The organism is Pseudescherichia sp. (assembly GCF_032052675.1).
Taxonomy (GTDB): domain Bacteria; phylum Pseudomonadota; class Gammaproteobacteria; order Enterobacterales; family Enterobacteriaceae; genus Pseudescherichia.
Genome location: NZ_DAMBWA010000007.1, coordinates 113165 through 134368, shown reverse-complemented (window position 1 = coordinate 134368; position 21204 = coordinate 113165). Strand labels below are relative to the sequence as shown.

The 21204-nt window shown below is 59.9% G+C and carries 20 protein-coding genes; 13 read left to right on the top strand and 7 right to left on the bottom strand.

All coding sequences use genetic code 11. From position 1 onward, the window contains the following. Positions 1-6 precede the first annotated feature (6 nt). The 5 genes from RTX96_RS11555 to RTX96_RS11535 all read left to right on the top strand — a co-directional run bounded on the left by RTX96_RS11555 (position 7) and on the right by RTX96_RS11535 (position 5044). Complete coding sequence (locus RTX96_RS11555; protein WP_312671032.1) at positions 7-858, top strand: isochorismatase; 852 nt, start codon at positions 7-9, stop codon at positions 856-858. Beyond that, complete coding sequence (gene entA / locus RTX96_RS11550) at positions 858-1613, top strand: 2,3-dihydro-2,3-dihydroxybenzoate dehydrogenase EntA (RefSeq protein ID WP_312671030.1); 756 nt, start codon at positions 858-860, stop codon at positions 1611-1613. The genes RTX96_RS11555 and entA overlap by 1 nt, the downstream gene beginning before the upstream one ends. 2 nt (positions 1614-1615) lie before the next feature. Further along, positions 1616-2029 (top strand): proofreading thioesterase EntH, encoded by a 414-nt coding sequence (entH, locus tag RTX96_RS11545; protein ID WP_103819904.1) that lies wholly within the window; start codon positions 1616-1618, stop codon positions 2027-2029. A 663-nt stretch (positions 2030-2692) separates the two neighbouring features. Beyond that, complete coding sequence (gene cstA / locus RTX96_RS11540) at positions 2693-4798, top strand: pyruvate/proton symporter CstA (RefSeq protein ID WP_312671028.1); 2106 nt, start codon at positions 2693-2695, stop codon at positions 4796-4798. A 48-nt stretch (positions 4799-4846) separates the two neighbouring features. Then, positions 4847-5044, top strand: a complete 198-nt coding sequence (locus RTX96_RS11535) for a YbdD/YjiX family protein (RefSeq protein WP_312671026.1) — start codon at positions 4847-4849, stop codon at positions 5042-5044. On the opposite strand, the gene RTX96_RS11530 is transcribed toward RTX96_RS11535, so the two are convergent. Both RTX96_RS11530 and RTX96_RS11525 read right to left on the bottom strand, forming a co-directional pair. Beyond that, on the bottom strand, positions 5045-5788 hold the full coding sequence (locus tag RTX96_RS11530; RefSeq protein ID WP_312671025.1) for a 3-oxoacyl-ACP reductase family protein: 744 nt from the start codon (positions 5786-5788) through the stop codon (positions 5045-5047). Between the two features lie 75 nt (positions 5789-5863). Further along, positions 5864-6952 carry an oxidoreductase gene (locus RTX96_RS11525; protein ID WP_312671024.1) on the bottom strand — a complete coding sequence of 363 codons (1089 nt, stop codon included), beginning with the start codon at positions 6950-6952 and terminating at the stop codon, positions 5864-5866. A 161-nt stretch (positions 6953-7113) separates the two neighbouring features. Here RTX96_RS11525 and RTX96_RS11520 point away from each other — a divergent pair, with 161 nt between their 5' ends. The 4 genes from RTX96_RS11520 to RTX96_RS11505 all read left to right on the top strand — a co-directional run bounded on the left by RTX96_RS11520 (position 7114) and on the right by RTX96_RS11505 (position 12028). Continuing rightward, positions 7114-8616: a sugar ABC transporter ATP-binding protein gene (locus RTX96_RS11520; protein ID WP_312671023.1), complete on the top strand. Its 1503-nt coding sequence runs from the start codon at positions 7114-7116 to the stop codon at positions 8614-8616. Beyond that, positions 8613-9608, top strand: a complete 996-nt coding sequence (locus tag RTX96_RS11515; protein WP_042391985.1) for an ABC transporter permease — start codon at positions 8613-8615, stop codon at positions 9606-9608. The genes RTX96_RS11520 and RTX96_RS11515 overlap by 4 nt, the downstream gene beginning before the upstream one ends. Positions 9609-9633: 25 nt before the next feature. Then, on the top strand, positions 9634-10698 hold the full coding sequence (locus tag RTX96_RS11510) for a sugar ABC transporter substrate-binding protein (protein ID WP_312671022.1): 1065 nt from the start codon (positions 9634-9636) through the stop codon (positions 10696-10698). Positions 10699-10783: 85 nt separating this feature from the next. After that, positions 10784-12028, top strand: a complete 1245-nt coding sequence (locus tag RTX96_RS11505; protein ID WP_312671021.1) for an LVIVD repeat-containing protein — start codon at positions 10784-10786, stop codon at positions 12026-12028. A gap of 58 nt (positions 12029-12086) precedes the next feature. On the opposite strand, the gene mtnK is transcribed toward RTX96_RS11505, so the two are convergent. Beyond that, positions 12087-13286 (bottom strand): S-methyl-5-thioribose kinase, encoded by a 1200-nt coding sequence (gene mtnK, locus RTX96_RS11500; protein WP_312671020.1) that lies wholly within the window; start codon positions 13284-13286, stop codon positions 12087-12089. 105 nt (positions 13287-13391) lie between these two features. Between mtnK and mtnA the strand changes: the two genes are divergently transcribed. After that, complete coding sequence (gene mtnA / locus RTX96_RS11495) at positions 13392-14411, top strand: S-methyl-5-thioribose-1-phosphate isomerase (RefSeq protein ID WP_312671019.1); 1020 nt, start codon at positions 13392-13394, stop codon at positions 14409-14411. 54 nt (positions 14412-14465) lie between these two features. On the opposite strand, the gene RTX96_RS11490 is transcribed toward mtnA, so the two are convergent. The 3 genes from RTX96_RS11490 to RTX96_RS11480 are packed head-to-tail and all read right to left on the bottom strand — an operon-like array spanning position 14466 to position 16305. Next, positions 14466-15008 carry an acireductone dioxygenase gene (locus RTX96_RS11490; protein WP_312671017.1) on the bottom strand — a complete coding sequence of 181 codons (543 nt, stop codon included), beginning with the start codon at positions 15006-15008 and terminating at the stop codon, positions 14466-14468. Further along, positions 15005-15694 (bottom strand): acireductone synthase, encoded by a 690-nt coding sequence (mtnC, locus tag RTX96_RS11485; RefSeq protein WP_103819892.1) that lies wholly within the window; start codon positions 15692-15694, stop codon positions 15005-15007. Before mtnC ends, RTX96_RS11490 begins: the two co-directional genes overlap by 4 nt. Continuing rightward, a complete protein-coding gene (locus tag RTX96_RS11480) occupies positions 15694-16305 on the bottom strand; it encodes a methylthioribulose 1-phosphate dehydratase (RefSeq protein ID WP_103819891.1) in 612 nt (203 codons plus the stop codon). The genes mtnC and RTX96_RS11480 overlap by 1 nt, the downstream gene beginning before the upstream one ends. A 126-nt stretch (positions 16306-16431) precedes the next feature. Here RTX96_RS11480 and RTX96_RS11475 point away from each other — a divergent pair, with 126 nt between their 5' ends. Beyond that, a complete protein-coding gene (locus RTX96_RS11475; protein WP_312671015.1) occupies positions 16432-17592 on the top strand; it encodes a pyridoxal phosphate-dependent aminotransferase in 1161 nt (386 codons plus the stop codon). A 13-nt stretch (positions 17593-17605) separates the two neighbouring features. On the opposite strand, the gene citR is transcribed toward RTX96_RS11475, so the two are convergent. Next, positions 17606-18511 (bottom strand): DNA-binding transcriptional repressor CitR, encoded by a 906-nt coding sequence (citR, locus tag RTX96_RS11470; RefSeq protein ID WP_312671013.1) that lies wholly within the window; start codon positions 18509-18511, stop codon positions 17606-17608. A 313-nt stretch (positions 18512-18824) separates the two neighbouring features. Between citR and ahpC the strand changes: the two genes are divergently transcribed. Together ahpC and ahpF are read left to right on the top strand one after the other, a co-directional pair. After that, positions 18825-19388: an alkyl hydroperoxide reductase subunit C gene (gene ahpC, locus RTX96_RS11465; protein WP_103819888.1), complete on the top strand. Its 564-nt coding sequence runs from the start codon at positions 18825-18827 to the stop codon at positions 19386-19388. Positions 19389-19543: 155 nt separating this feature from the next. After that, positions 19544-21106 carry an alkyl hydroperoxide reductase subunit F gene (ahpF, locus tag RTX96_RS11460; RefSeq protein ID WP_312268860.1) on the top strand — a complete coding sequence of 521 codons (1563 nt, stop codon included), beginning with the start codon at positions 19544-19546 and terminating at the stop codon, positions 21104-21106. Positions 21107-21204 lie beyond the last annotated feature (98 nt).

The following is a 21204-nucleotide window of genomic DNA, read 5'->3' as shown; positions in this document are numbered from 1 at the left end:
AGAAGTATGGCAATCCCAAAATTAACCGGCTACGCGCTGCCTGCGGCCACCGAGATCCCGCAGAATAAGGTCAGCTGGGCCTTTGAACCCGAGCGCGCCGCGCTGTTAATCCATGATATGCAGGACTATTTCATCAACTTCTGGGGCGAAGACTGCCCGATGATGGCCCAGGTGATAGCGAACATCGTCGCCCTGCGTGAATTCTGCAAGCAGCACAATATCCCGGTCTACTACACCGCCCAGCCGAAAGAGCAGAGCGATGAAGATCGCGCCCTGCTGAACGACATGTGGGGGCCGGGCCTGACCCGCAAGCCGGAAGAGCAGCAGGTGGTTGCCGCCCTGGCCCCGGACGAAGATGACACCGTGCTGGTGAAGTGGCGCTATAGCGCCTTCCACCGCTCGCCGCTGGAGCAGATGCTGAAAGAGAGCGGGCGCAACCAGCTTCTCATCACCGGCGTCTATGCCCATATCGGCTGCATGACCACCGCCACCGATGCCTTTATGCGCGACATCAAGCCCTTTATGGTGGCCGACGCGCTGGCGGACTTTAGCCGCGACGAGCACCTGATGGCCCTCAACTACGTGGCCGGGCGTTCCGGACGGGTAGTGATGACCGAGGATCTGCTTCCGGTGCCGGTCAGCAAGGCGGCGCTGCGTGCCGTGGTGCTGCCCCTGCTCGACGAGTCCGACGAGCCGATGGATGATGAGAACCTGATTGACTACGGCCTCGATTCGGTACGGATGATGGCGCTGGCCGCGCGCTGGCGCAAAGTCTACGGCGATATCGATTTTGTCATGCTGGCGAAAAATCCCACCATCGACGCCTGGTGGGCGCTGCTCACCCGCGAGGTGAAATAGTGGCCGGGCTGGATTTTAGCGGCAAGACGGTGTGGGTCACCGGTGCAGGGAAGGGCATCGGCTACGCGACGGCGCTGGCCTTTGTCGAGGCGGGGGCGCAGGTCACCGGCTTCGATCGTGACTTCAGCCAGGCCGACTATCCCTTCGCCTGTGAGACGCTGGATATCGCCAACGCTGACCAGGTGGCGGCGGTGTGCCAGCGCCGGCTGGCAGCCACTGCGCGTCTCGACGTGCTGGTAAACGCGGCAGGGATCCTCCGCATGGGGGCCACCGATCAGCTGTCGCTTGACGACTGGCAGCAGACGCTGGCGGTCAACGTCGGCGGCGCGTTTAATCTCTTCCAGCAGACCATGGCTCAGTTCCGCGCCCAGCGGGGCGGGGCGATTGTCACCGTCGCCTCTGACGCTGCCCATACGCCGCGCATCGGCATGAGCGCCTATGGAGCTTCGAAGGCGGCGCTGAAGAGCCTTGCCCTGACCGTAGGGCTGGAGCTGTCCACCAGCGGCGTGCGGTGCAACATCGTTTCACCGGGCTCCACCGATACCGATATGCAGCGAACGCTGTGGACCAGCCCAGACGCCGAGCAGCAGCGCATTCGCGGCTTTGGGGAGCAGTTCAAGCTGGGGATCCCGCTGGGCAAAATTGCCCGTCCGCAGGAGATCGCCAATACCATTCTGTTTCTCGCCTCCGATCTCGCCAGCCATATTACGTTGCAGGACATCGTGGTGGATGGCGGCTCGACGCTGGGAGCCTGAGTATGATTTGGAAACGTCATCTCACGCTTGATGAGCTTAACGCCACCAGCAGCAACACTCTGGTGGCCCATCTGGGGATCGTCTATACCCGGCTGGACGACGATCTGCTTGAGGCGGAGATGCCCGTCGACGCCCGCACCCATCAGCCGTTTGGCCTGCTGCACGGTGGGGCATCGGCGGCGCTGGCTGAGACCCTTGGCTCAATGGCGGGCTACCTGATGACCCGCGATGGCCAGTGCGTGGTCGGTACCGAGCTGAACGCCACCCACCACCGCCCGGTGTCGCAGGGGAAAGTGCGTGGCGTCTGCCAGCCGCTGCACCTCAGCCGCCAGAGCCAGAGCTGGGAGATCGTGGTGTTTGACGAGCAGGGACGGCGCTGCTGCACCTGCCGTCTGAGTACCGCAGTTTTAGGTTAATCCTCGTGTAGGCCCGGTAAGCGTAGCGCCACCGGGTATAACTCTGCTGACGCTGCCAAGCCGGGCGGCACTGCGTTTGCCCGGCCTACGGTGGGCACCGTGCGGGTTGGTCGGCCCGCGTAAGCGAAGCGCCACCGGGCATGACTGTGCTGAAGTTGTAATGCCGGGCGGCGCTGCGCTTGCCCGGCCTATGGTGGGCATCGTGCGGGTTGGTAGGCCCGCGTAAGCGTAGCGCCACCGGGCGTGACTCTGCTGATGCTGCCACGCCGGGCGGCACTGCGTTTGCCCGGCCTACGGTGGGCACCGTGCGGGTTGGTAGGCCCGCGTAAGCGAAGCGCCACCGGGCGTGACTGTGCTGATGCTGCCAAGCCGGGCGGCACTGCGTTTGCCCGGCCTACGGTGGGCACCGTGCGGGTTGGTAGGCCCGCGTAAGCGAAGCGCCACCGGGCATGACTCTGCTGACGCTGCCACGCCGGGCGGCACTGCGTTTGCCCGGCCTACAAATCCGCACGTGTTTCATCCCGCATAAGTGATCTCCATTACAGAGTGTTGTAAATAACCGGTTGCCCCTCTGCTTTCTGACGTAACAACATTGTTAAAACCCGCCGCCTGATCTAGAAACAAAATGTAACATCTTCCTGCCTCAGCCAACGGAAAACGACTATGCAAAACTCAGGGAAATACCTTATTTGGGCATTGCTCGCGGTAGTGGGAGCTTTTGCCCTCGGCTATATTGCGCTTAACCGTGGTGAACAGATCAATGCCCTCTGGATTGTGGTGGCGTCGGTCTGTATCTACCTGATTGCGTATCGCTTTTATGGTCAGTACATCGCCCGCAACGTGCTGGCAGTGGATCCGACCCGCATGACGCCCGCCGTACGCCATAACGACGGGCTGGACTACGTGCCAACCGATAAAAAGGTGCTGTTTGGCCACCACTTTGCCGCGATCGCTGGGGCAGGACCGCTGGTGGGGCCGGTGCTGGCGGCGCAGATGGGCTACCTGCCGGGGATGATCTGGATCCTCGCCGGGGTGGTGCTCGCTGGGGCAGTGCAGGACTTTATGGTGCTCTTCGTCTCCACCCGCCGCGACGGCCGCTCGCTGGGTGAGCTGGTGAAAGAGGAGATGGGACCGACGGCGGGAGTCATCGCGCTGGTGGCCTGCTTTATGATCATGGTGATCATCCTGGCAGTGCTGGCGATGATCGTGGTCAAGGCCCTGACCCATAGCCCGTGGGGGACCTACACCGTAGCCTTTACCATCCCGCTGGCGATTTTCATGGGGATCTATATTCGCTATCTGCGCCCGGGGCGCATCGGTGAAGTCTCGGTGATCGGCCTCGTGCTGCTGATTTTCGCTATTATCTCCGGCGGCTGGGTCGCCGAAAGCCCAACCTGGGCTCCGATGTTCGACTTTACCGGCGTGCAGCTTACCTGGATGCTGGTGGGCTACGGCTTTATCGCAGCGGTGCTGCCGGTGTGGCTCCTGCTGGCCCCGCGCGACTACCTCTCTACTTTCCTGAAAATCGGCACCATTATTGGTCTGGCGATCGGCATCCTGATTATGCGTCCGACGCTCACCATGCCTGCCCTGACCAAGTTTGTTGACGGCACCGGCCCGGTGTGGACCGGTAACCTCTTCCCGTTCCTGTTTATCACCATCGCCTGCGGGGCAGTGTCGGGCTTCCATGCGCTCATCTCCTCCGGCACCACGCCGAAGATGCTGGCCAACGAGGGCCAGGCCTGCCTGATTGGCTACGGCGGGATGCTGATGGAGTCCTTCGTAGCCATCATGGCTCTGGTCTCCGCCTGCATTATCGATCCGGGCGTCTACTTTGCGATGAACAGCCCGATGGCGGTGCTGGCGCCTGCCGGTACGGCTGACGTGGTCGCCTCGGCGGCGCAGGTGGTGAGTGGCTGGGGCTTTAGCATCACCCCGGATACGCTCAACCAGATCGCTAACGAGGTAGGCGAGCAGACCATTATCTCCCGTGCGGGCGGCGCACCGACCCTGGCGGTGGGGATGGCCTATATCCTTCACGGCGCGCTGGGTGGCCTGATGGACGTCTCCTTCTGGTACCACTTCGCTATTCTTTTCGAGGCGCTGTTTATCCTGACGGCGGTGGATGCGGGCACCCGTGCGGCGCGCTTTATGCTGCAGGATCTGCTGGGGGTGGTAAGCCCAGGGCTGAAGCGTACCGACTCGCTGCCCGCTAACCTGCTGGCGACGGCGCTCTGCGTGCTGGCGTGGGGCTACTTCCTCCATCAGGGGGTGGTGGATCCCCTCGGCGGGATCAACACCCTCTGGCCGCTGTTTGGTATCGCCAACCAGATGCTGGCCGGGATGGCGCTGATGCTCTGCGCGGTGGTACTGTTCAAGATGAAACGCCAGCGCTTCGCGTGGGTGGCTCTCCTGCCAACCGCCTGGCTGCTGGTCTGTACCCTGACCGCAGGCTGGCAGAAAGCCTTTAGCCCGGACGTAAAAGTTGGCTTCCTGGTGATCGCCAACCGCTTCCAGGGGATGATCGACAGCGGCAGCATTCCGGCCCAGTATACCGAGTCACAGCTGCGCCAGCTGGTGTTTAATAACCGTCTGGACGCCGGGCTGACCATCTTCTTTATGGTGGTGGTCGTGGTGCTGGCGGTCTACTCGCTGAAGACCGCGCTGGCGGCGCTGAAAGAGCGCCAGCCGACGGCGAAAGAGACCCCGTACGAGCCAATGCCAGCCGATGCTGAGCAGGTGGTGGCCCAGGCGAAACGGGCGCACTGAGTGTAATTATGCCCCTCTCCCAATGCGGGGAGGGGCTGGGAGCCAATGATGTTTGATACCCTTGCTAAGGCCGGGAAGTATTTAGGCCAGGCCGCTAAAATGATGGTTGGCGTGCCGGACTACGACAACTACGTCGCCCATATGCAGCTTAACCACCCGGACCAGACCCCGATGAGCTACGAAGAGTTCTTCCGCGATCGCCAGGATGCGCGCTACGGCGGTAAAGGCGGAGCGCGCTGCTGCTGATCAGGCGTTCAGGCCGCCATCAACGTCAATACCCGTGCCGGTAATATGCCTCCCGGCCGGGCTGGCGAGAAACGTTACCGCGTCGGCAATATCGTCCGCCTCACCGTAATGCCCCAGCGCAATGCCCTGACGCTGCACTTCGGCACCTTCTCCGTCCGCCGGGTTCATATCGCTGTCGGTCGGCCCGGGGTGCACCAGATTCACCGTGATCCCACGCGGCCCCAGATCGCGCGCCAGCCCGCGCGTCAGCGAGTTAAGCGCCGATTTGGTCATCGAATAGACGGCAATCCCCGGCAAGGCCACGCGATTAGCCAGACAGCTGCCGATAGTAATAATCCGTCCACCTTCGCCGAGATGCGGGATCGCCGCCTGGGTGGCAATCACCACGCCACGAATATTGACGTTAATCAGCGCATCGATATCCTCGATCGACATCTCCTCCAGCGGACCGCCGCGCGCAATTCCGGCGTTATTAACCAGAATATCCAGTCCGCCCAGCTGCCCGACGGTTTGCGCCACCGCGGTCTGGATGGCGTTGACGTCGGCACTGTCGGCCTGGATGGCAATTCCGGTGCGCCCAAGGGCGCGGATCTCGTCCGCTACCGCCTGGGCTTTATCGGCAGATTTTTCGTAGGTGATGGCGACGTCTGCGCCTGCTCGCGCCAGCGACAGCGCAATGGCTCTACCCAAACCGCGGCTTGCGCCGGTGACCAGCGCACGTTTACCGTTAAGATCGTATTGCATGGTGACTCCTGATAGGTGGAGGGTACACCATCACGTTATACGCTCTTATTAGCGCCTGCCAATAAGGCCAAACGCTTATAGGGTAAACGCCTCTACCTTCTCAAACGCTGCACGCAATGTTTCCGGCGTTAACGTCACCGGCAGATAGTGAATCGACTCCACCGGGCGCAGGGTGTGGGCGATAACCCGATCCAGCTCGTCACGGTTATGAATGTCTACCTCCAGCGCTGCCAGCGTGGTCGGCAGGTTGAAGCGCTGGAAGGCATCGACCAGCTGGGCCAGCACGGCGTCCTGGCCGAGCAGGGCGCTCTGCACCAGAATACCGTAGGCTACCTTGGTGCCGTGCAGGAACTTATCGGTCTGCGGCAGTACGGTCAGGCCGTTATGCACCGCATGGGCTGCGGCAACGCGGGTGTAGCGCTCGCCGAGCCCGCCCACCATCCCGCCACCGGCAATGATCGCATCCACCACGTCCCGGAACGCCTGGGTCAGCTCCCCACGCTGCTGATCCGCCAGCGCGGTTTCACTGCTCTCCAGCAGCACGTCGCGGATCGCCAGCGCGCCGTTGATCCCCAGCCGCACGGTCAGCGGCAGGCTGGCCGGATCCGGGGCCAACACCACGGCCTCATACCACTTCGCCAGCGTATCGCCGATACCCGCCAGCAGATACTCCACCGGGGCATCGAGAATAATCTGCGGCTCCACCAGCACCAGGAAGTTGGCGTCGTCGAAAATTTCAAAATGCAGCGCCTGACCCGCGTCGTTATACCAGACCGAGAGCGGGGTCCAGGCCGCGCAGGTGGCGGCAATGGTCGGGATCGCCACCACCGGCAGGCCTAAGCGGCGCGCCACCGCCTTCGCGGTATCCAGCAGCGCACCGCCGCCGATGCCAATCACCACGCTGCGATCGCTGCCCGCGTCGTTTACCAGCGCGGTAACGTCGTGCTCGCTGCAGTGCCCCTTAAACAGCAGGTGTTTGACCCCAGGCGCGTTAACGCTCTCCGGTAGGTAGGGGCGGGCGGCAGCGATGGCGCGTTCGCCATAAATTAAGACCGCGCGGGAGAGCTGCTCCGGCGTATAAAAATCGTTCAGGCGCGCCAGGCTGCCGCTGTGGGAGTAGTAGTTGGCCGGGCCGGGTACAACGCGGATATCGGTGTTGCTCATGTCTGTGTCCTTGTGCGGAATCGCTAACCCGATGTTATGTCTGGACATCCGGATGGCTAATAATATTTCGCTTTATCTTATGCCTTTTCCGCTGTTGCCAGTCAAGCGCGGCTATGAAAAATTCGTTAAATCAATCTATTAATCCCAGGAAGCCCTCACAGATGAGCATTAACCATCTCGAGATGCGCGCGATTAGCCTCGCCTTTGCTGGCGTTAATGCTCTGACGCAGGTGAACTTCAGCCTGCGCGGCGGATCGGTGCATGCCCTGACCGGAGCCAACGGCGCGGGGAAATCCACGCTGATGGCGGTGCTGTGCGGCACCTGGGCAGGCTATGAAGGTGAAATCGTCATTGATGACCAGCCGGTCTCTATTCGCTCTCCGCTGGATGCCAAACGCCTCGGCATCCATCTGGTGCAGCAGGAGGTCGACGTGGCGCTGGTCCCCGGCCTCAGCATCGCGGAAAACATCATGCTCGATAAGCTGGCCGAGCCGGGCTACGCCTGGCGCTGGTCGACCGTTCGCCAGCATGCGCGGGATGCGCTGGCTCAGCTTGACGTCACCCTCGACGTCAAACGCGCGATCGACACCTGCACCCTCGCGGAGAAGCAGCAGATCCTGCTGGCCCGCGCGCTCTCCCATCGCTGCCGCTTTTTGATCCTCGATGAGCCTACCGCCCCGCTGGATCAACATGAGAGCGAACGCCTGTTTACCGTGGTAAGACGGCTACAGCAGCAGGGGATCGGCGTGGTCTTTATCTCCCACCGCATTCACGAGCTGAAGGCGATCTGCGACACCCTGACGGTGCTGCGTGACGGCAGGCTGGTGGAGTCCGGCCCGATGGCCGCCCTGAGCGGGGAGGCGATCGTGGAGAAGATGCTCGGCCACCGGCTGAACGATATCTATCCCCCGCGCCGTCCGCCTCACGGAGAGGAGACCCTGCTGCGCGTGGAGGGGCTGCATGACGAGAAGCTGCTGAAAGATATCTCCCTGCACCTGCGCCGGGGGGAGATCCTCGGCATTGCCGGTCTGGCGGGCGCGGGCAAAACCGAGCTCTGCAAGGCGCTGTTTGGTGCGGAAAAGAGTCGCGTCACCGGTGGAGAGCTGAACGGCCAGCCGTGGCGGCCCCGGGATCCGGCGGATTCCGTTATCCGCGGCATGGCGCTGATCCCCGAGGAGCGGCGCAAAGAGGGCATCTTTATTGACGAGCCGATTGCCATGAACCTGGCGGTCAGCGCGGACAGCAGCTTCTCCCGCTGGAGCCTGTTCGGCCATCGCAAAGCCTGGCGCTGGGCGCAGACGGTGATTGAGCGCGTTGGCGTGCGCACCACTGGTCCGGGGCAGATCCTGCGTCGCCTCTCCGGCGGCAACCAGCAGAAGGTAGCGATAGGCAAATGGCTGCGCGGCAACGCCAGCGTGGTGATCTTCGACGAGCCAACCAAGGGCGTCGACGTGAAAGCCAAAACCGATCTTTTCCGCCTGATTGACGGCCTCGCCCGGGAGGGCAAGGGGATCGTCTACGCCTCCGGCGAGTTTGCCGAGCTGGTGGGGCTCTGCGATCGCATCTGCGTGCTGTGGGATGGCCGCATCGTGGCGGAGATAGCCGGGGCCGAGGCGCGGGAAGAGACACTACTTTACTATTCGACCGGAGGAGCGGCGGCGTGAGCAAAGCCCTTTCAGTAAAAGCAGCGGCGTCTGGCCGTCAGCAGTTTTTCGATTTTCTCTATAAGTGGGGCATGCTGCTGACCGTGGTGCTGCTGGTGGCTATCTTTGGCATCGCCTCGGATAACTTCCTCGACCCCTTTAATATCATCAACATTTTGCGCTCGATTGCCATCGTGACGGTGATTGCCGTTGGCGTCTCGATTTCGCTGACCATCGGTGGGTTCGATCTCTCCGTGGGGTCAACGGCATCGCTGGCTAACGCGCTGGTGATCTCGCTCTTCGTCTGGCACGGCTTCGGTACCACCGAAGCCATTCTGGTGACCCTGGCGCTCTGTACTCTGGTGGGCCTGTTTAACGCCTTTTTGATTGTTGTTCTGCGCATCCCTGACATGCTCGCCACGCTGGGCAGCCTGTTTGTCATCCAGGGTGTGGCGATGACCTACAGCTATGGCGGGTCGATCACCGAAAACATGCTGCTGCCGAGCGGCGAGATGGCGGAGGGGATGATCCCAGCGGGCTTTAGCCTGCTCGGTCAGGTGCCGATCATTGTGATTGTGATGCTGGTGGTCACCGTGGTGGCACAGCTTGGCCTGTCGCTGACCACCCACGGACGGCGGATGTACGCCATCGGCGGTAACCCGGAGGCGGCACGCCTCTCCGGTATTCGCACCACCCGCTACAAGGTGGCGGCCTATGTCATTGCCTCCCTGCTGGCGGGACTCGGCGGCATTCTGCTGGCCTCGCGCATTGGCTCCTCGCAGGTGAACGCCGGGGGCGGCTACCTGATGGACGCGGTGGCGGCGGCGTGGATCGGCTTCTCGTTGGCCGGATCCGGCAAGCCGAACGCGCTCGGCACGCTGGTGGGGGCGGTGATCCTCGGGGTGCTGTCAAACGGGCTGGTGATGCTCTCCGTGCCCTACTACGCAATGGACATTATTAAGGGACTGGTGCTGGCCGGTGCTCTGGCGTTGACCTATTTCCAGCGTCGTTAATTTACTTTTATCAGGGGAAACAGAGATGAAAAAATTTGCACTCTCACTGCTGGCGCTGGGCCTGCTGAGTTCAATTCCTGGCTACGCGGCGACACCTGCTCCGGTTCCAGCCGCGCTGGCAAACCATAGCGGACCGGTGCGCATTGCGCTGATCCGTAACCTGGGCTCGGACGATAACACTACCCAGTTCGTCTCCGGCGCGCTGACGGAGGGCAAAAAGCTTGGCTTTAAAATCAGCACCTTCCTGAGCAACGGCGACGACGCTAAGTTTCAGGACTTCGTTAACCAGGCCATCAGCCAGAAGTATGACGGCATTATTCTCTCCCAGGGTCGCGATCCCTATTCAACGGCGCTGGTAAAAAAAGCGGTAGACGCAGGCATTGCCGTCTCGGTATTTGATACCGCTATCAACGGGACTATCCCCGGCGTGACCGTCACCCAGCAGGATGACGCCTCACTGACCAACCTCTCCTTTGGCGAGCTGGTGAAAGACTTCAACGGCAAGGCCAACATCATCAAGCTGTGGGTGGCCGGCTTCCCGCCGATGGAGCGCCGTCAGGCCGCCTACCAGACGCTGCTGAAGCAGAACCCAGGCATTAAAGAGCTGGAGTCCATCGGGGCGGTCTCTTCCGACGTGCAGGGCGATACGGCGAACAAAGTTGGCGCGGTGCTGGCGAAGTACCCGAAAGGGCAGATCGACGCGATCTGGGGCACCTGGGACGCCTTCAGCCAGGGCGCTTACAAAGCGCTGAAAGAGAACGGCCGTACCGAGATCAAGCTCTACAGCATCGACGTCTCCAACCAGGATCTGCAGCTGATGCGCGAGTCCAACAGCCCCTGGAAGGTGAGCGTGGCGGTGGATCCGAAGCTGATTGGTGCGACCAACGTGCGTCTGATCGCCAACAAGCTCGCCGGGGAGCAGACCCCTGCCACCTACGACTTCAAAGCCGCTGCAATTCCGCAGGCATTGCTGGCTGCCCAGCCGGGGGCGGTGAACGTCGCATCCCTGGGTAAAATCATTCCGGGCTGGGGCCAGACCGAAGACTTTATCGCCCCGTGGTTCGCCACTCTGCAAGCGAAAGCGAAATAATGATTGCCCGGTGGCGCTGCGCTTACCGGGCCTACGATCGTGTAGGCCGGATAAGGCGTAGCCGCCATCCGGCGAAGGAACCGCTATGACAATGCAACTTCCGCGTCCTGACTACAGCCGCAATATGCGGCTGATTGGTCACTCGGATCAGAGCGGGCGGCCCGACGGCGTGCAGCTGATGGTGCATCGTGGCTTCGCCTATATCGGCCATATGGTCTCCCAGGGCTTCTCGATTGTCGACGTGCGCGACCCGAAAAACCCACGCCCCGCTGGCTACGTTCCCGCGCCGCCGGGAACCTGGAACGTCCACTTGCAGGCCCATGACGATCTGCTGCTGGTGATCAACGCCCGGGATCTCTTCGCTGACGCCCGTTTCGCCGACGAGAAGGTCTACTATACCCGCTCGGTGGGGGAGACGGTGAGCGACGTGCAGGACAAGGGCTGGAGTGCCGGGCTGCGGGTGTTTGATATCTCCATGCCGGACCAGCCGAAAGAGATTGGCTTTCTGGGGCTGGACGGCATCGGCATTCACCGCATCTGGTACGTGGGCGGCCGCTGGGCCTACGTTTCCGCTTTAATCGACGGCTTCAGCGATTACATCTTCCTCACCGTCGACCTTGCCGATCCGCGTAAGCCGGAGGTGGCGGGGCGCTGGTGGCTGCCGGGGATGAACCAGGCGGCGGGGGAGATCCCAACGTGGCCGGAGGGCAAGCGTTACGCTCTGCACCACGCCATTATCGCCGGGGACACCGCCTACGGCAGCTGGCGCGACGGCGGCCTGACGCTGCTGGATGTTAAGGATCGCAGCGCGCCGAAGCTCATCAGCCACCGCAACTGGAGCCCGCCGTTTGGCGGTGGAACCCATACCGCGCTGCCGCTGCCGGACCGGGATCTGCTGGTGGTGCTGGACGAGGCGGTGCTGGATAACCAGCAGGATGGCGAGAAGCTGATCTGGCTGTTTGATATTCGCGACCCGGCTAATCCGGTAAGCATCTCTACCTTCCCGCAGCCGGATGAGATCGACTACGTTGCGAAAGGGGCGCACTTTGGGCCGCATAACCTGCACGAGAACCGGCCGGGGAGCTTTATCAGCTCGACGCTGATCTTTGCCACCTACCAGAACGCTGGGGTGCGGGCCTACGATATCTCTAACCCGTACCGCCCGGTAGAGACCGGCGCGCTGGTGCCCGCCGCTCCGGCGAAGATGATGGATACCCGCCCGGGGCGTCCGCAGGTGATCCAGTCCTGCGACGTGTTTGTCGATGCGCAGGGGATTATCTACAGCACCGACTATAACGGTGGATTGTCGGTGATTGAGTATTTGGCATGATAAATCGCCGGGTGGCGGCTTCGCCTTACCCGGCCTACAAAACCCGTAACGTCAACTGTTAACTGTACTGCCGAACGCGGGCGATCAGCTCATCAACGTTGTGGATGCGATCGGCAATAACGATCAGCGCCTTGCCTAAATGGATAGCGTGGCGCAGGCATTCGTGACGCATCTCCTCATCGGCGATGGTATCGATATCCGCCACGTGGGAGAGGCCGACGCTGCGGCGGATCAGCTCTGTACCGCAGAAGCCTATCGCATCGTGCCACACCTTCTGCAGGAACTGAGCGGCATAGCCCGGATGGGCCAGCGCTACGTCGCGGGTCTTCTCTGCGGCCAGCGCGAGGAAGGTCTCCGCAAAGGTACTCCACAGCTCGTGAATATCGCTCAGGCGCTGCTCGCGGGCGGCAGCGGCATCGCGGATACCCAGATGCCCCGGCAGGCCGCAGTAGTTAAGCAGCAGGTTGCCGATAGCGGTGCCGACGTCAAAGCCAATCGGCCCCACGTAGCCAAACTCGGCGTCAATCGCCTTCAGGCTGCCCTCGGCAACAAAAATCGAGCCGCTGTGGATGTCGCCGTGCAGCAGTGCTTCGGCATGGGAGAGGAAGCGCTGTTTGAGGGCGGCGACCGCCAGCAGCAGGGCGGTATCGTCGCGCAGGGCAACTACGTCAGCCTCAATTGCCGTCGGGTAGCTGTTGCGCTCGTGAACGCGGTACGGGTCGTCAAAGAAGAGATCTTCGGTGATGCCGCACATCTCCGGATTGATAAACTGCGCTACCTGGGCCTTTTTCTGCGCCGGGGTAAGATAGAAATCGCTGGTGTGGAACAGGGTCTGGGCCAGGTAGGCTGCCAGCTGGCGAGCGGCCTGCGGATAGTATGCGCCCTTGATCAGCTCCCCGCGCCAGATACGGTGATCGGAGAGATCCTCCATCACCATCACCGACAGGTCAGGATCGAAGTGGTGGATCTTCACCGTATGGGCCGGGCAGTGCCGATAGTGCTCCAGCAGGGTCTGGGCCTCCAGCCGGGCGCGGTCGAGGGTCAGCGGCCAGGATTCGCCCACGCAGCGCACATAGGGCAGGGCCTGCTTAACGACGATCCGGCTTACACCCTCGGCGTCGAAAATTTTAAACACCAGATTCAGGTTGCCGTCACCGACTTCATGCGCGCTAACCAGCTCGGATGCCTGCTCCAGACCAGCAAATTGCTGGGCGTAGGCCACCGCGTCGGCGGCGTTGAAAGTTCGGTATTGCGACATTGCCAGTATCCTCAATTTTCTGTTTATAAAGCCATTCAGACGTCTATACATCTGTAATTCATCCTGACACAATACGATACATCAACGCAACAGGGATTTAACGCTATGCAGCCACTCCAGACCACCAGTCTGCGCGTCACCGATAATCAGCTCTTTATTCTCGATCAGCAGGCGCTGCCGCAGGAGAAACGCTGGCTGCTTGCCGATAGGGTGGAGACGCTGGTGGGCCATATTCACGCTCTACGGGTGCGCGGTGCGCCGCTGATTGGCCTCTCCGCCAGCCTGCTGCTGGCCCTGCTGGCCGAGCGGGGCGCGAGCAAACCGGCGCTAGCCCAGGCGCTGGAGACGCTGCGCGCAGCCCGTCCAACGGCGGTGAACCTAATGAACAACCTCGACCGCATGAAGCTGGCCCTGGCGGAGGCGGATTTTGTCCCGGCGCTGGTGGCCGAAGCCGAGCGGCTGATTGCGGAAGATAAGCAGCTCTGCGCGCGCATCGCAGCGGCAGGCAGCGCGCTGGTATCGCCCGGCAGCCGCCTGCTGACGCACTGCAACACCGGCGGGCTGGCGACCGCAGGCGTAGGGACGGCGCTGGGGGTGATCTCCCAGGCCTTTACCGACGGCAAGGTGGTCAACGTCTGGGTAGGGGAGACGCGCCCGCTGTTGCAGGGGGGGCGTCTGACGGCCTGGGAGCTGGCGGAGCTGGGCATTCCTTGCCAGTTGATCACCGACTCGATGGCGGCCAGCCTGATGGCGCAGGGAGAGGTGGATGCGGTGTGGGTTGGCGCGGATCGGATTGCCGCCAACGGCGACGTAGCGAATAAGATCGGTACCTACTCGCTGGCGGTGCTGGCCCGCTATCATGGCATTCCGTTTTATGTTGCAGCCCCGCAGACCACGCTGGATCCGCTCTGCCCGAACGGGGAGGCGATCCCTATTGAGCAGCGCGCGGCCAGCGAGGTGACCGGCGTGGCGGGCAGCTTCGGAGCGGTGCAGTGGGCACCCGACTCGACGCTGGTCTATAACCCGGCGTTTGACGTTACCCCCGCGGCGTTGATTAGCGGCTGGGTGCTGGATACCGGCGTCGTCACGCCGGATGAAGTGGCGGCGGGCGTTTTTAAAGTATAGGGAATCGTAGCCCCGGTAAGCGAAGCGCCACCGGGGAGCGTGTCACGGTAAAATTTACGCCAGGCGCGGATAACCGTCGGCGATGGCGTCGCCGGTAAACTGCGCAACCCATCCCTCCGGGTTATCAAAAATCCGGATGGCGGTAAAGTTCGGCTCGGAGCCCATATCAAACCAGTGTGGCGTCCCGGCCGGCACCGAAATCAGATCGTTTTTCTCGCACAGCACCTGATAGACTTCATCGCCAATGTGCAGGCAGAACAGGCCCGCGCCCTCGACAAAAAAACGCACTTCGTCTTCGCCGTGGGTGTGCTCACTGAGAAACTTCTCCCGCAGCGCCTGCTTGTTAGGGTTATCGGCGCGCAGGCTGATCACATCCCAGCTCTGATAGCCTTTCTCGGCAACCAGCCGATCGATCGCGTGTTGATAGGCGTCGATCACCGCCTCTGGCGCAGGATCGGCGCCGAGATCGCGGTCGGCCTGCCAGCGCTCAAAGCGCACGCCTTTGGCGTTAAGCTGCTGCTGGATCTCACCCGCGTCGGTGCTGTGCCACGTAGGCTGGCGGGAATCATTGGCGGAATAGACAGTTAATGCGCTCATGAGGGGATCTGCTCCGGGTTGATGTCGTTAAAACTGTGCACCTGGTGATGCTGGCTGGCGGCATCATCATCGCCACGAATCAGCTGCACGGTGCGCAAACCGGCCTCTGCGGCGGCGTCCAGCTCCTGATGAATATCCGACAGGAAGAGGATCGACACCGGCGGCAGCGCCAGCTGCTCGGCGATAGTGCTGTAGGCGCTGGCTTCACGCTTGGCACCTATGCGGGTATCAAAGTAGCCGCTAAACAGATGAGTAATATCACCTTCATCGCTGTAGCCAAATAACAGTTTTTGCGCCGCCACCGAGCCAGAGGAATAAACATAGAGATCAATCCCTTGTGCCTTCCACTTCTCCAGCGCAGGCAGCACGTCGGGATAGAGATGGCCGGTAAAGTCGCCGTTGACGTAGCCGTCGTGCCAGATAATCCCCTGCAATGCCTTCAGCGCCGTCGACTTACGGTCTTCATCCATAAAGCGGAACAGTGTCTCAACCAGCTCAGCGGTGGTGGCATCCGGCCGGGCGATCTCATCCCGCAGATTATCGAGAATGGATTTCACCGGCTCGGCATACTGCTGGGCGGTGACGAACGCCTCCAGCCGCTCGCGGGCGTAGGGAAACAGCACGTTATGCACGAAGCGGATATCGCTGGTGGTGCCCTCAATATCGGTAACGATGGCGCGTATCATCATCTCTCCAGCAGTCGACGCTGCATTTCACATTCAAATAAAAACTCCAGCCCCTCAAGGTGGCGGCGGGCTTCCGCCACGCTGCGTCCCCAGCAGGTCAGACCGTGGCCGCGCAGCAGGAAGCCGTAGCGTAACGGCCTTTGGCGGGCATAATCCTCAATGCGCCGGGCAAGGGCGGGAATATCCTGATCGTTATCAAACAGGGGAATAGAGACCCTGTCGAGGTGGCTGGTCTGCCCGCTGAGGGATTTCTGCATCTCGTATCCCACAAGCGTGAGCGTCGCCAATTTCTCAACGCGTGACAGCACCGTGGCATTGACCGTATGTACATGCAGTACGGCGTTAGCTTCCGGATAGAGACGATAGATCAGGGTATGCAGGCCGGTCTCGGCAGAGGGTTTCCGTCCGGAGGGGGCGCGATCGGTGGCGATCTCTACCTGTAAAAAGTCCTCCACCGTCAGGCTGCCCTTATCTTTACCGGATTCGCTTAGCCAGCACCAGTCAGCATTTTCCCGCACCGACATGTTGCCGCCGGTGGCCGGGGCCCAGCCTTTAGCGCCCAGCCAGTGGCAGGCTTCAACCAGCGCCGGGAGTTGCAGAGGATATGTCATAGCGCTCCTGAGTCGTGTGAGCAGAGGAATAACATTATTGTTTAGACGTCTAAGCGTCTTGATTGCCAAATACTAACATCGTGTTATAGTGGCAGCAACATCAGTATTACATGCAGGCACGCATTCATGAGCAATAACACACTGATTCCGAAGAGTAAACTGCCCAACCTTGGTACCACGATATTTACCCAGATGAGCGCACTGGCGCAGGCACACCAGGCGATTAATCTGTCGCAGGGTTTTCCTGACTATGATGGTCCGCGCTATCTGCAGGAGCGGCTGGCGTATCACGTGGCCCAGGGTGCAAACCAGTATGCACCGATGACCGGCGTGCAGGCGCTGCGGGAGGCCATTGCTGATAAAACCGCGGCCCTGTATGGTCACCAGCCTGATGCTAACAGCGAGATCACCATCACCGCCGGGGCCACCGAGGCGCTCTATGCCGCCATTACCGCGCTGGTACGCAGCGGCGATGAGGTGATCTGCTTCGATCCAAGCTACGACAGCTATGCTCCTGCGGTTGAGCTGGCGGGCGGGGTAGTAAAGCGTATTGCACTGCAGCCGCCGCACTTTCGCGTTGACTGGCAGGCCTTTGCCGCGCTGCTGAGCGATAAGACCCGGCTGGTGATCCTCAATACGCCGCATAACCCGTCGGCCACAGTGTGGCAGCGCGAGGACTTTGCTGCACTGTGGCAGGCCATTGCTGAGCGTGAAATCTATGTGCTGAGCGATGAGGTCTACGAGCACATCTGTTTTGTTCCCGAGGGCCATGCCAGCGTGCTCGCCCATCCTGAGCTACGCCAGCGGGCGGTAGCGGTTTCATCCTTCGGGAAAACCTACCATATGACCGGCTGGAAGGTGGGTTACTGCGTCGCCCCGACGGCCATCAGCGCCGAGCTGCGTAAGGTGCACCAGTACCTGACCTTTGCGGTCAATACCCCAGCCCAGCTGGCGCTGGCGGATATGCTGCGGGCGGAGCCGGAGCACTATCAACAGCTGCCTGCTTTTTACCAGGCCAAACGCGATCTGCTGATTGATGCTCTGAGTCAGAGTCGGCTGGAGATCCTGCCTTGCGAAGGGACCTACTTCCTGCTGGTGGACTACAGCGCCATCTCCGATCTGGATGATGTCAGTTTCTGCCAGTGGTTAACCAAAGAGGTGGGCGTGGCGGCCATTCCGCTGTCGGTATTTTGCGCCGAGCCTTTCCCGCACAAGCTGATACGCCTCTGCTTTGCCAAGCAGGAAGCGACGCTGCGGGCTGCTGCCGAGCGACTCTGCAAGCTCTGATTGCTGCGCTGTACTACCGATCCGCCAGCTTTATTGTCTCAATTAAGCTGGCGAAGGCGCTACCGTTTAGCGATGCGCGATTGTAAAGCATAAATATATCGAAGGTAGGCAGGGTGATGCCGAGATCGACTATTTTTAAATTCATTATCTTTTTATAGTGGTTAAAAGTCGACAGCGGCATCAGCCCAATAAGCTCAGACTGGCTAATAATATTAATAATTGACATATATGAGTCGCTGCTGAAAACGATATTACGCTTCGGCAATACGGCTTCGATCTCTTCCTGTAATGCCAGCGCGCCTTTTTCTGGTGTGCTATAGAAGGTAAAACCCTCACCCAGCGCATCGTTAAGGGTTATTTTTCCTTTAAGACGCGGGTGATTTTCACTGCATACCAGCACTAACGGCTCGCAAGAGAGTTTTTCACAGATAATCGCTGGGTTAACGATAGGAAAAAGCGAGATGATGAGATCGGCTTTGCGGTAGGTCAGCAACTCTTCGGCGGACTGCGGGGTGATGAAAATATCATGATGCTCAATAGCATAGCTGGCCTGCCTGCGTAGCGCATTCACCAGCGCCGTGCTCCCTTCACTCATCAGCAGCTGCGGCGTATAGAGAACAAACTTTTTACTCAGCTCGTTTCTGTTCATCATATTAATGGTCTGTTCGAGCTGGCTAAGATTCACCTCCAGATGCATATGCAGATTAATCGCCACGGTGGTAGGCGCAACCCCTTTTCCGCTGCGAATGAAGAGCGGATCGTCAAGATGCGCGCGCAGACGCTGTAAAGACTGGCTAACCGCAGAGGGGGTAATAAATAGCGCTTTAGCCGCTTTACTGATGCTCTGATGCTGGTAAATACACTCGAAAATAAGCAGCAGATTAAGATCGAATTTTTTTAAATCGTATAGGTTAGTCATTTTTTATCTCAATATATTGCTGCATATTGCTGCGCAGAAATAGCCTTGCAAGCGGGGAGAAATATATCATAAATTAACCTGCATTAAACGACGCGGCACACAGAATGCTTAAAACGGTCGAACCTATCACAGTCATAGGCCACACCTTACAGCGGTGCATTGCCCTTTGATCGGGGGAGTGATGTAATCCCCGACGCCGTTACGGCTTTTACGTTGTTAGATATCGCTGATTGATTTGATAAAGCAAACGCATTAGCCGTTGCCATCAAAATTCGGTACCTTACATCTCATCGAAACCACGGAGGAAGTATAGATGTCCTTAATCAATACCAAGATCAAACCTTTTAAAAACCAGGCGTTCAAAAACGGTGAATTCATCGAAGTGACCGAGAAAGATACCGAAGGCCGCTGGAGCGTCTTCTTTTTCTATCCGGCTGACTTCACCTTCGTTTGCCCGACCGAGCTGGGCGACGTAGCCGATCACTACGATGAGTTGCAGAAACTGGGCGTGGACGTGTACTCCGTCTCCACCGACACCCATTTCACCCACAAAGCGTGGCACAGCAGCTCTGACACCATCGCAAAAATCAAATATGCGATGATCGGCGACCCGACTGGCGCGCTGACCCGTAACTTCGAAAACATGCGCGAAGACGAAGGTCTGGCTGACCGCGGTACCTTCATCGTTGACCCGCAGGGTATCATCCAGGCGATCGAAGTGACTGCAGAAGGCATTGGCCGTGACGCATCTGACCTGCTGCGTAAAATCAAAGCGGCGCAGTACGTTGCTGCTCACCCAGGCGAAGTGTGCCCGGCTAAATGGAAAGAGGGTGAAGCGACCCTGGCTCCATCCTTAGATCTGGTTGGTAAAATCTAAGCCTGAAAAGCCCGGCGGCGCTGCGCTTGCACGGGCCTATCTATCACGGGTGCGCTATGCACCCGTTTTTCTCTAACAACATGATTCAAGTTGCATCCAGGCAGCCCCATTGAGGCAGCTTGCATGATGATGTTTTTAACTCAGAGGTGACCCTAATGCTTGATACTACAATGAAAACCCAGCTTAAGGCTTATCTTGAGCGTCTGACCAAACCTGTTGAGCTGATTGCCACGCTGGACGATAGCGCTAAATCAGCAGAGATCCGCGAACTGCTGGCTGAAATTGCCGAGCTGTCTGATAAAGTCTCCTTTAAAGAAGACAACCAGCTGCCGGTGCGTAAACCGTCGTTCCTGATTACCAATCCAGGCTCCAACCAAGGTCCGCGCTTTGCCGGCTCTCCGCTGGGCCACGAATTTACCTCTCTGGTCCTGGCGCTGCTGTGGACCGGTGGTCACCCTTCAAAAGAAGCAAAAGAGATGCTTGAGCAGATCGCCGCACTGGAAGGGGATTTTGAGTTTGAAACCTACTACTCGCTCTCGTGCCACAACTGCCCGGACGTGGTCCAGGCGCTGAACCTGATGTCCGTGCTCAACCCACGCATCAAGCATACGGCGATTGACGGCGGCGTGTTCCAGAACGAAATCACCGATCGCAACGTCATGGGCGTTCCTGCGGTCTTTCTGAACGGCGTTGAGTTTGGTTCAGGCCGTATGACCCTGACCGAGATCGTCTCTAAAGTAGATACCGGCGCTGAAAAACGCGCGGCGGAAGAGCTGAACAAACGTGACGCTTACGATGTGCTGATCGTCGGTTCCGGTCCTGCGGGTGCCGCGGCGGCAGTCTACTCGGCGCGTAAAGGGATCCGTACCGGCCTGATGGGCGAGCGTTTCGGTGGCCAGGTGCTCGACACCGTGGATATCGAAAACTACATCTCCGTGCCGAAAACCGAAGGCCAGAAGCTGGCTGGCGCGCTGAAAGCCCACGTTGATGATTATGATGTTGACGTTATCGACACGCAGAGCGCAACCCGACTGACCCCGGCGGCAGAAGAGGGCGGCCTGCACCAGATCGAAACCGCGTCTGGCGCAGTGTTGAAAGCACGCAGCGTGATCATTGCCACCGGTGCGAAATGGCGCAACATGGGCGTGCCGGGTGAAGAGCAGTACCGTACCCGCGGCGTAACCTACTGCCCGCACTGTGACGGCCCGCTGTTCAAAGGTAAACGTGTTGCGGTCATCGGCGGCGGTAACTCCGGCGTTGAAGCGGCTATCGACCTGGCCGGTATCGTTGAACACGTTACCCTGCTCGAGTTTGCGCCAGAGATGAAAGCCGACAAGGTACTGCAGGATAAAGTGCGCAGCCTGAAAAACGTCGATATCATTCTTAACGCCCAGACTACCGAAGTGAAAGGCGACGGCACCAAACTGACCGGCCTTGAGTACCGCGCCCGGGTGAGCGGCGATGTGCATCACCTCGAACTGGCAGGTATCTTCGTGCAGATCGGTCTGCTGCCGAATACCAACTGGCTGGAAGGCGCGGTTGAACGTAACCGCATGGGTGAGATCATCATCGATGCCAAGTGCGAAACCAGCGTGAAAGGCGTGTTCGCAGCGGGCGACTGTACTACCGTACCGTACAAACAGATCATCATCGCCACCGGCGAAGGTGCGAAAGCCTCTCTGAGCGCCTTCGACCACCTGATCCGTACCAGCGTATAATAAGCAAGTAAGACACCTGCACTGTGAGCAGCGAGGCTACCTTCGGGTAGCCTCTTTTTTTATCATGCCTTTTTCTCGCTAAGATTACTCTCAAAACC

Bases quoted from the DNA above. Each gene is read 5' to 3' on its own strand.
- entH (WP_103819904.1), top strand. From the start codon at position 1,616: ATGATTTGGAAACGTCATCTCACGCTTGATGAGCTTAACGCCACCAGC.
- ahpF (WP_312268860.1), top strand. From the start codon at position 19,544: ATGCTTGATACTACAATGAAAACCCAGCTTAAGGCTTATCTTGAGCGT.
- mtnK (WP_312671020.1), bottom strand. From the start codon at position 13,286: ATGTCGCAATACCGAACTTTCAACGCCGCCGACGCGGTGGCCTACGCC.
- RTX96_RS11555 (WP_312671032.1), top strand. From the start codon at position 7: ATGGCAATCCCAAAATTAACCGGCTACGCGCTGCCTGCGGCCACCGAG.
- RTX96_RS11525 (WP_312671024.1), bottom strand. From the start codon at position 6,952: ATGAGCAACACCGATATCCGCGTTGTACCCGGCCCGGCCAACTACTAC.
- RTX96_RS11505 (WP_312671021.1), top strand. From the start codon at position 10,784: ATGACAATGCAACTTCCGCGTCCTGACTACAGCCGCAATATGCGGCTG.
- RTX96_RS11490 (WP_312671017.1), bottom strand. From the start codon at position 15,008: ATGAGCGCATTAACTGTCTATTCCGCCAATGATTCCCGCCAGCCTACG.
- mtnC (WP_103819892.1), bottom strand. From the start codon at position 15,694: ATGATACGCGCCATCGTTACCGATATTGAGGGCACCACCAGCGATATC.
- RTX96_RS11520 (WP_312671023.1), top strand. From the start codon at position 7,114: ATGAGCATTAACCATCTCGAGATGCGCGCGATTAGCCTCGCCTTTGCT.
- RTX96_RS11475 (WP_312671015.1), top strand. From the start codon at position 16,432: ATGAGCAATAACACACTGATTCCGAAGAGTAAACTGCCCAACCTTGGT.
- RTX96_RS11510 (WP_312671022.1), top strand. From the start codon at position 9,634: ATGAAAAAATTTGCACTCTCACTGCTGGCGCTGGGCCTGCTGAGTTCA.
- citR (WP_312671013.1), bottom strand. From the start codon at position 18,511: ATGACTAACCTATACGATTTAAAAAAATTCGATCTTAATCTGCTGCTT.
- RTX96_RS11480 (WP_103819891.1), bottom strand. From the start codon at position 16,305: ATGACATATCCTCTGCAACTCCCGGCGCTGGTTGAAGCCTGCCACTGG.
- cstA (WP_312671028.1), top strand. From the start codon at position 2,693: ATGCAAAACTCAGGGAAATACCTTATTTGGGCATTGCTCGCGGTAGTG.
- RTX96_RS11535 (WP_312671026.1), top strand. From the start codon at position 4,847: ATGTTTGATACCCTTGCTAAGGCCGGGAAGTATTTAGGCCAGGCCGCT.
- mtnA (WP_312671019.1), top strand. From the start codon at position 13,392: ATGCAGCCACTCCAGACCACCAGTCTGCGCGTCACCGATAATCAGCTC.
- RTX96_RS11530 (WP_312671025.1), bottom strand. From the start codon at position 5,788: ATGCAATACGATCTTAACGGTAAACGTGCGCTGGTCACCGGCGCAAGC.
- ahpC (WP_103819888.1), top strand. From the start codon at position 18,825: ATGTCCTTAATCAATACCAAGATCAAACCTTTTAAAAACCAGGCGTTC.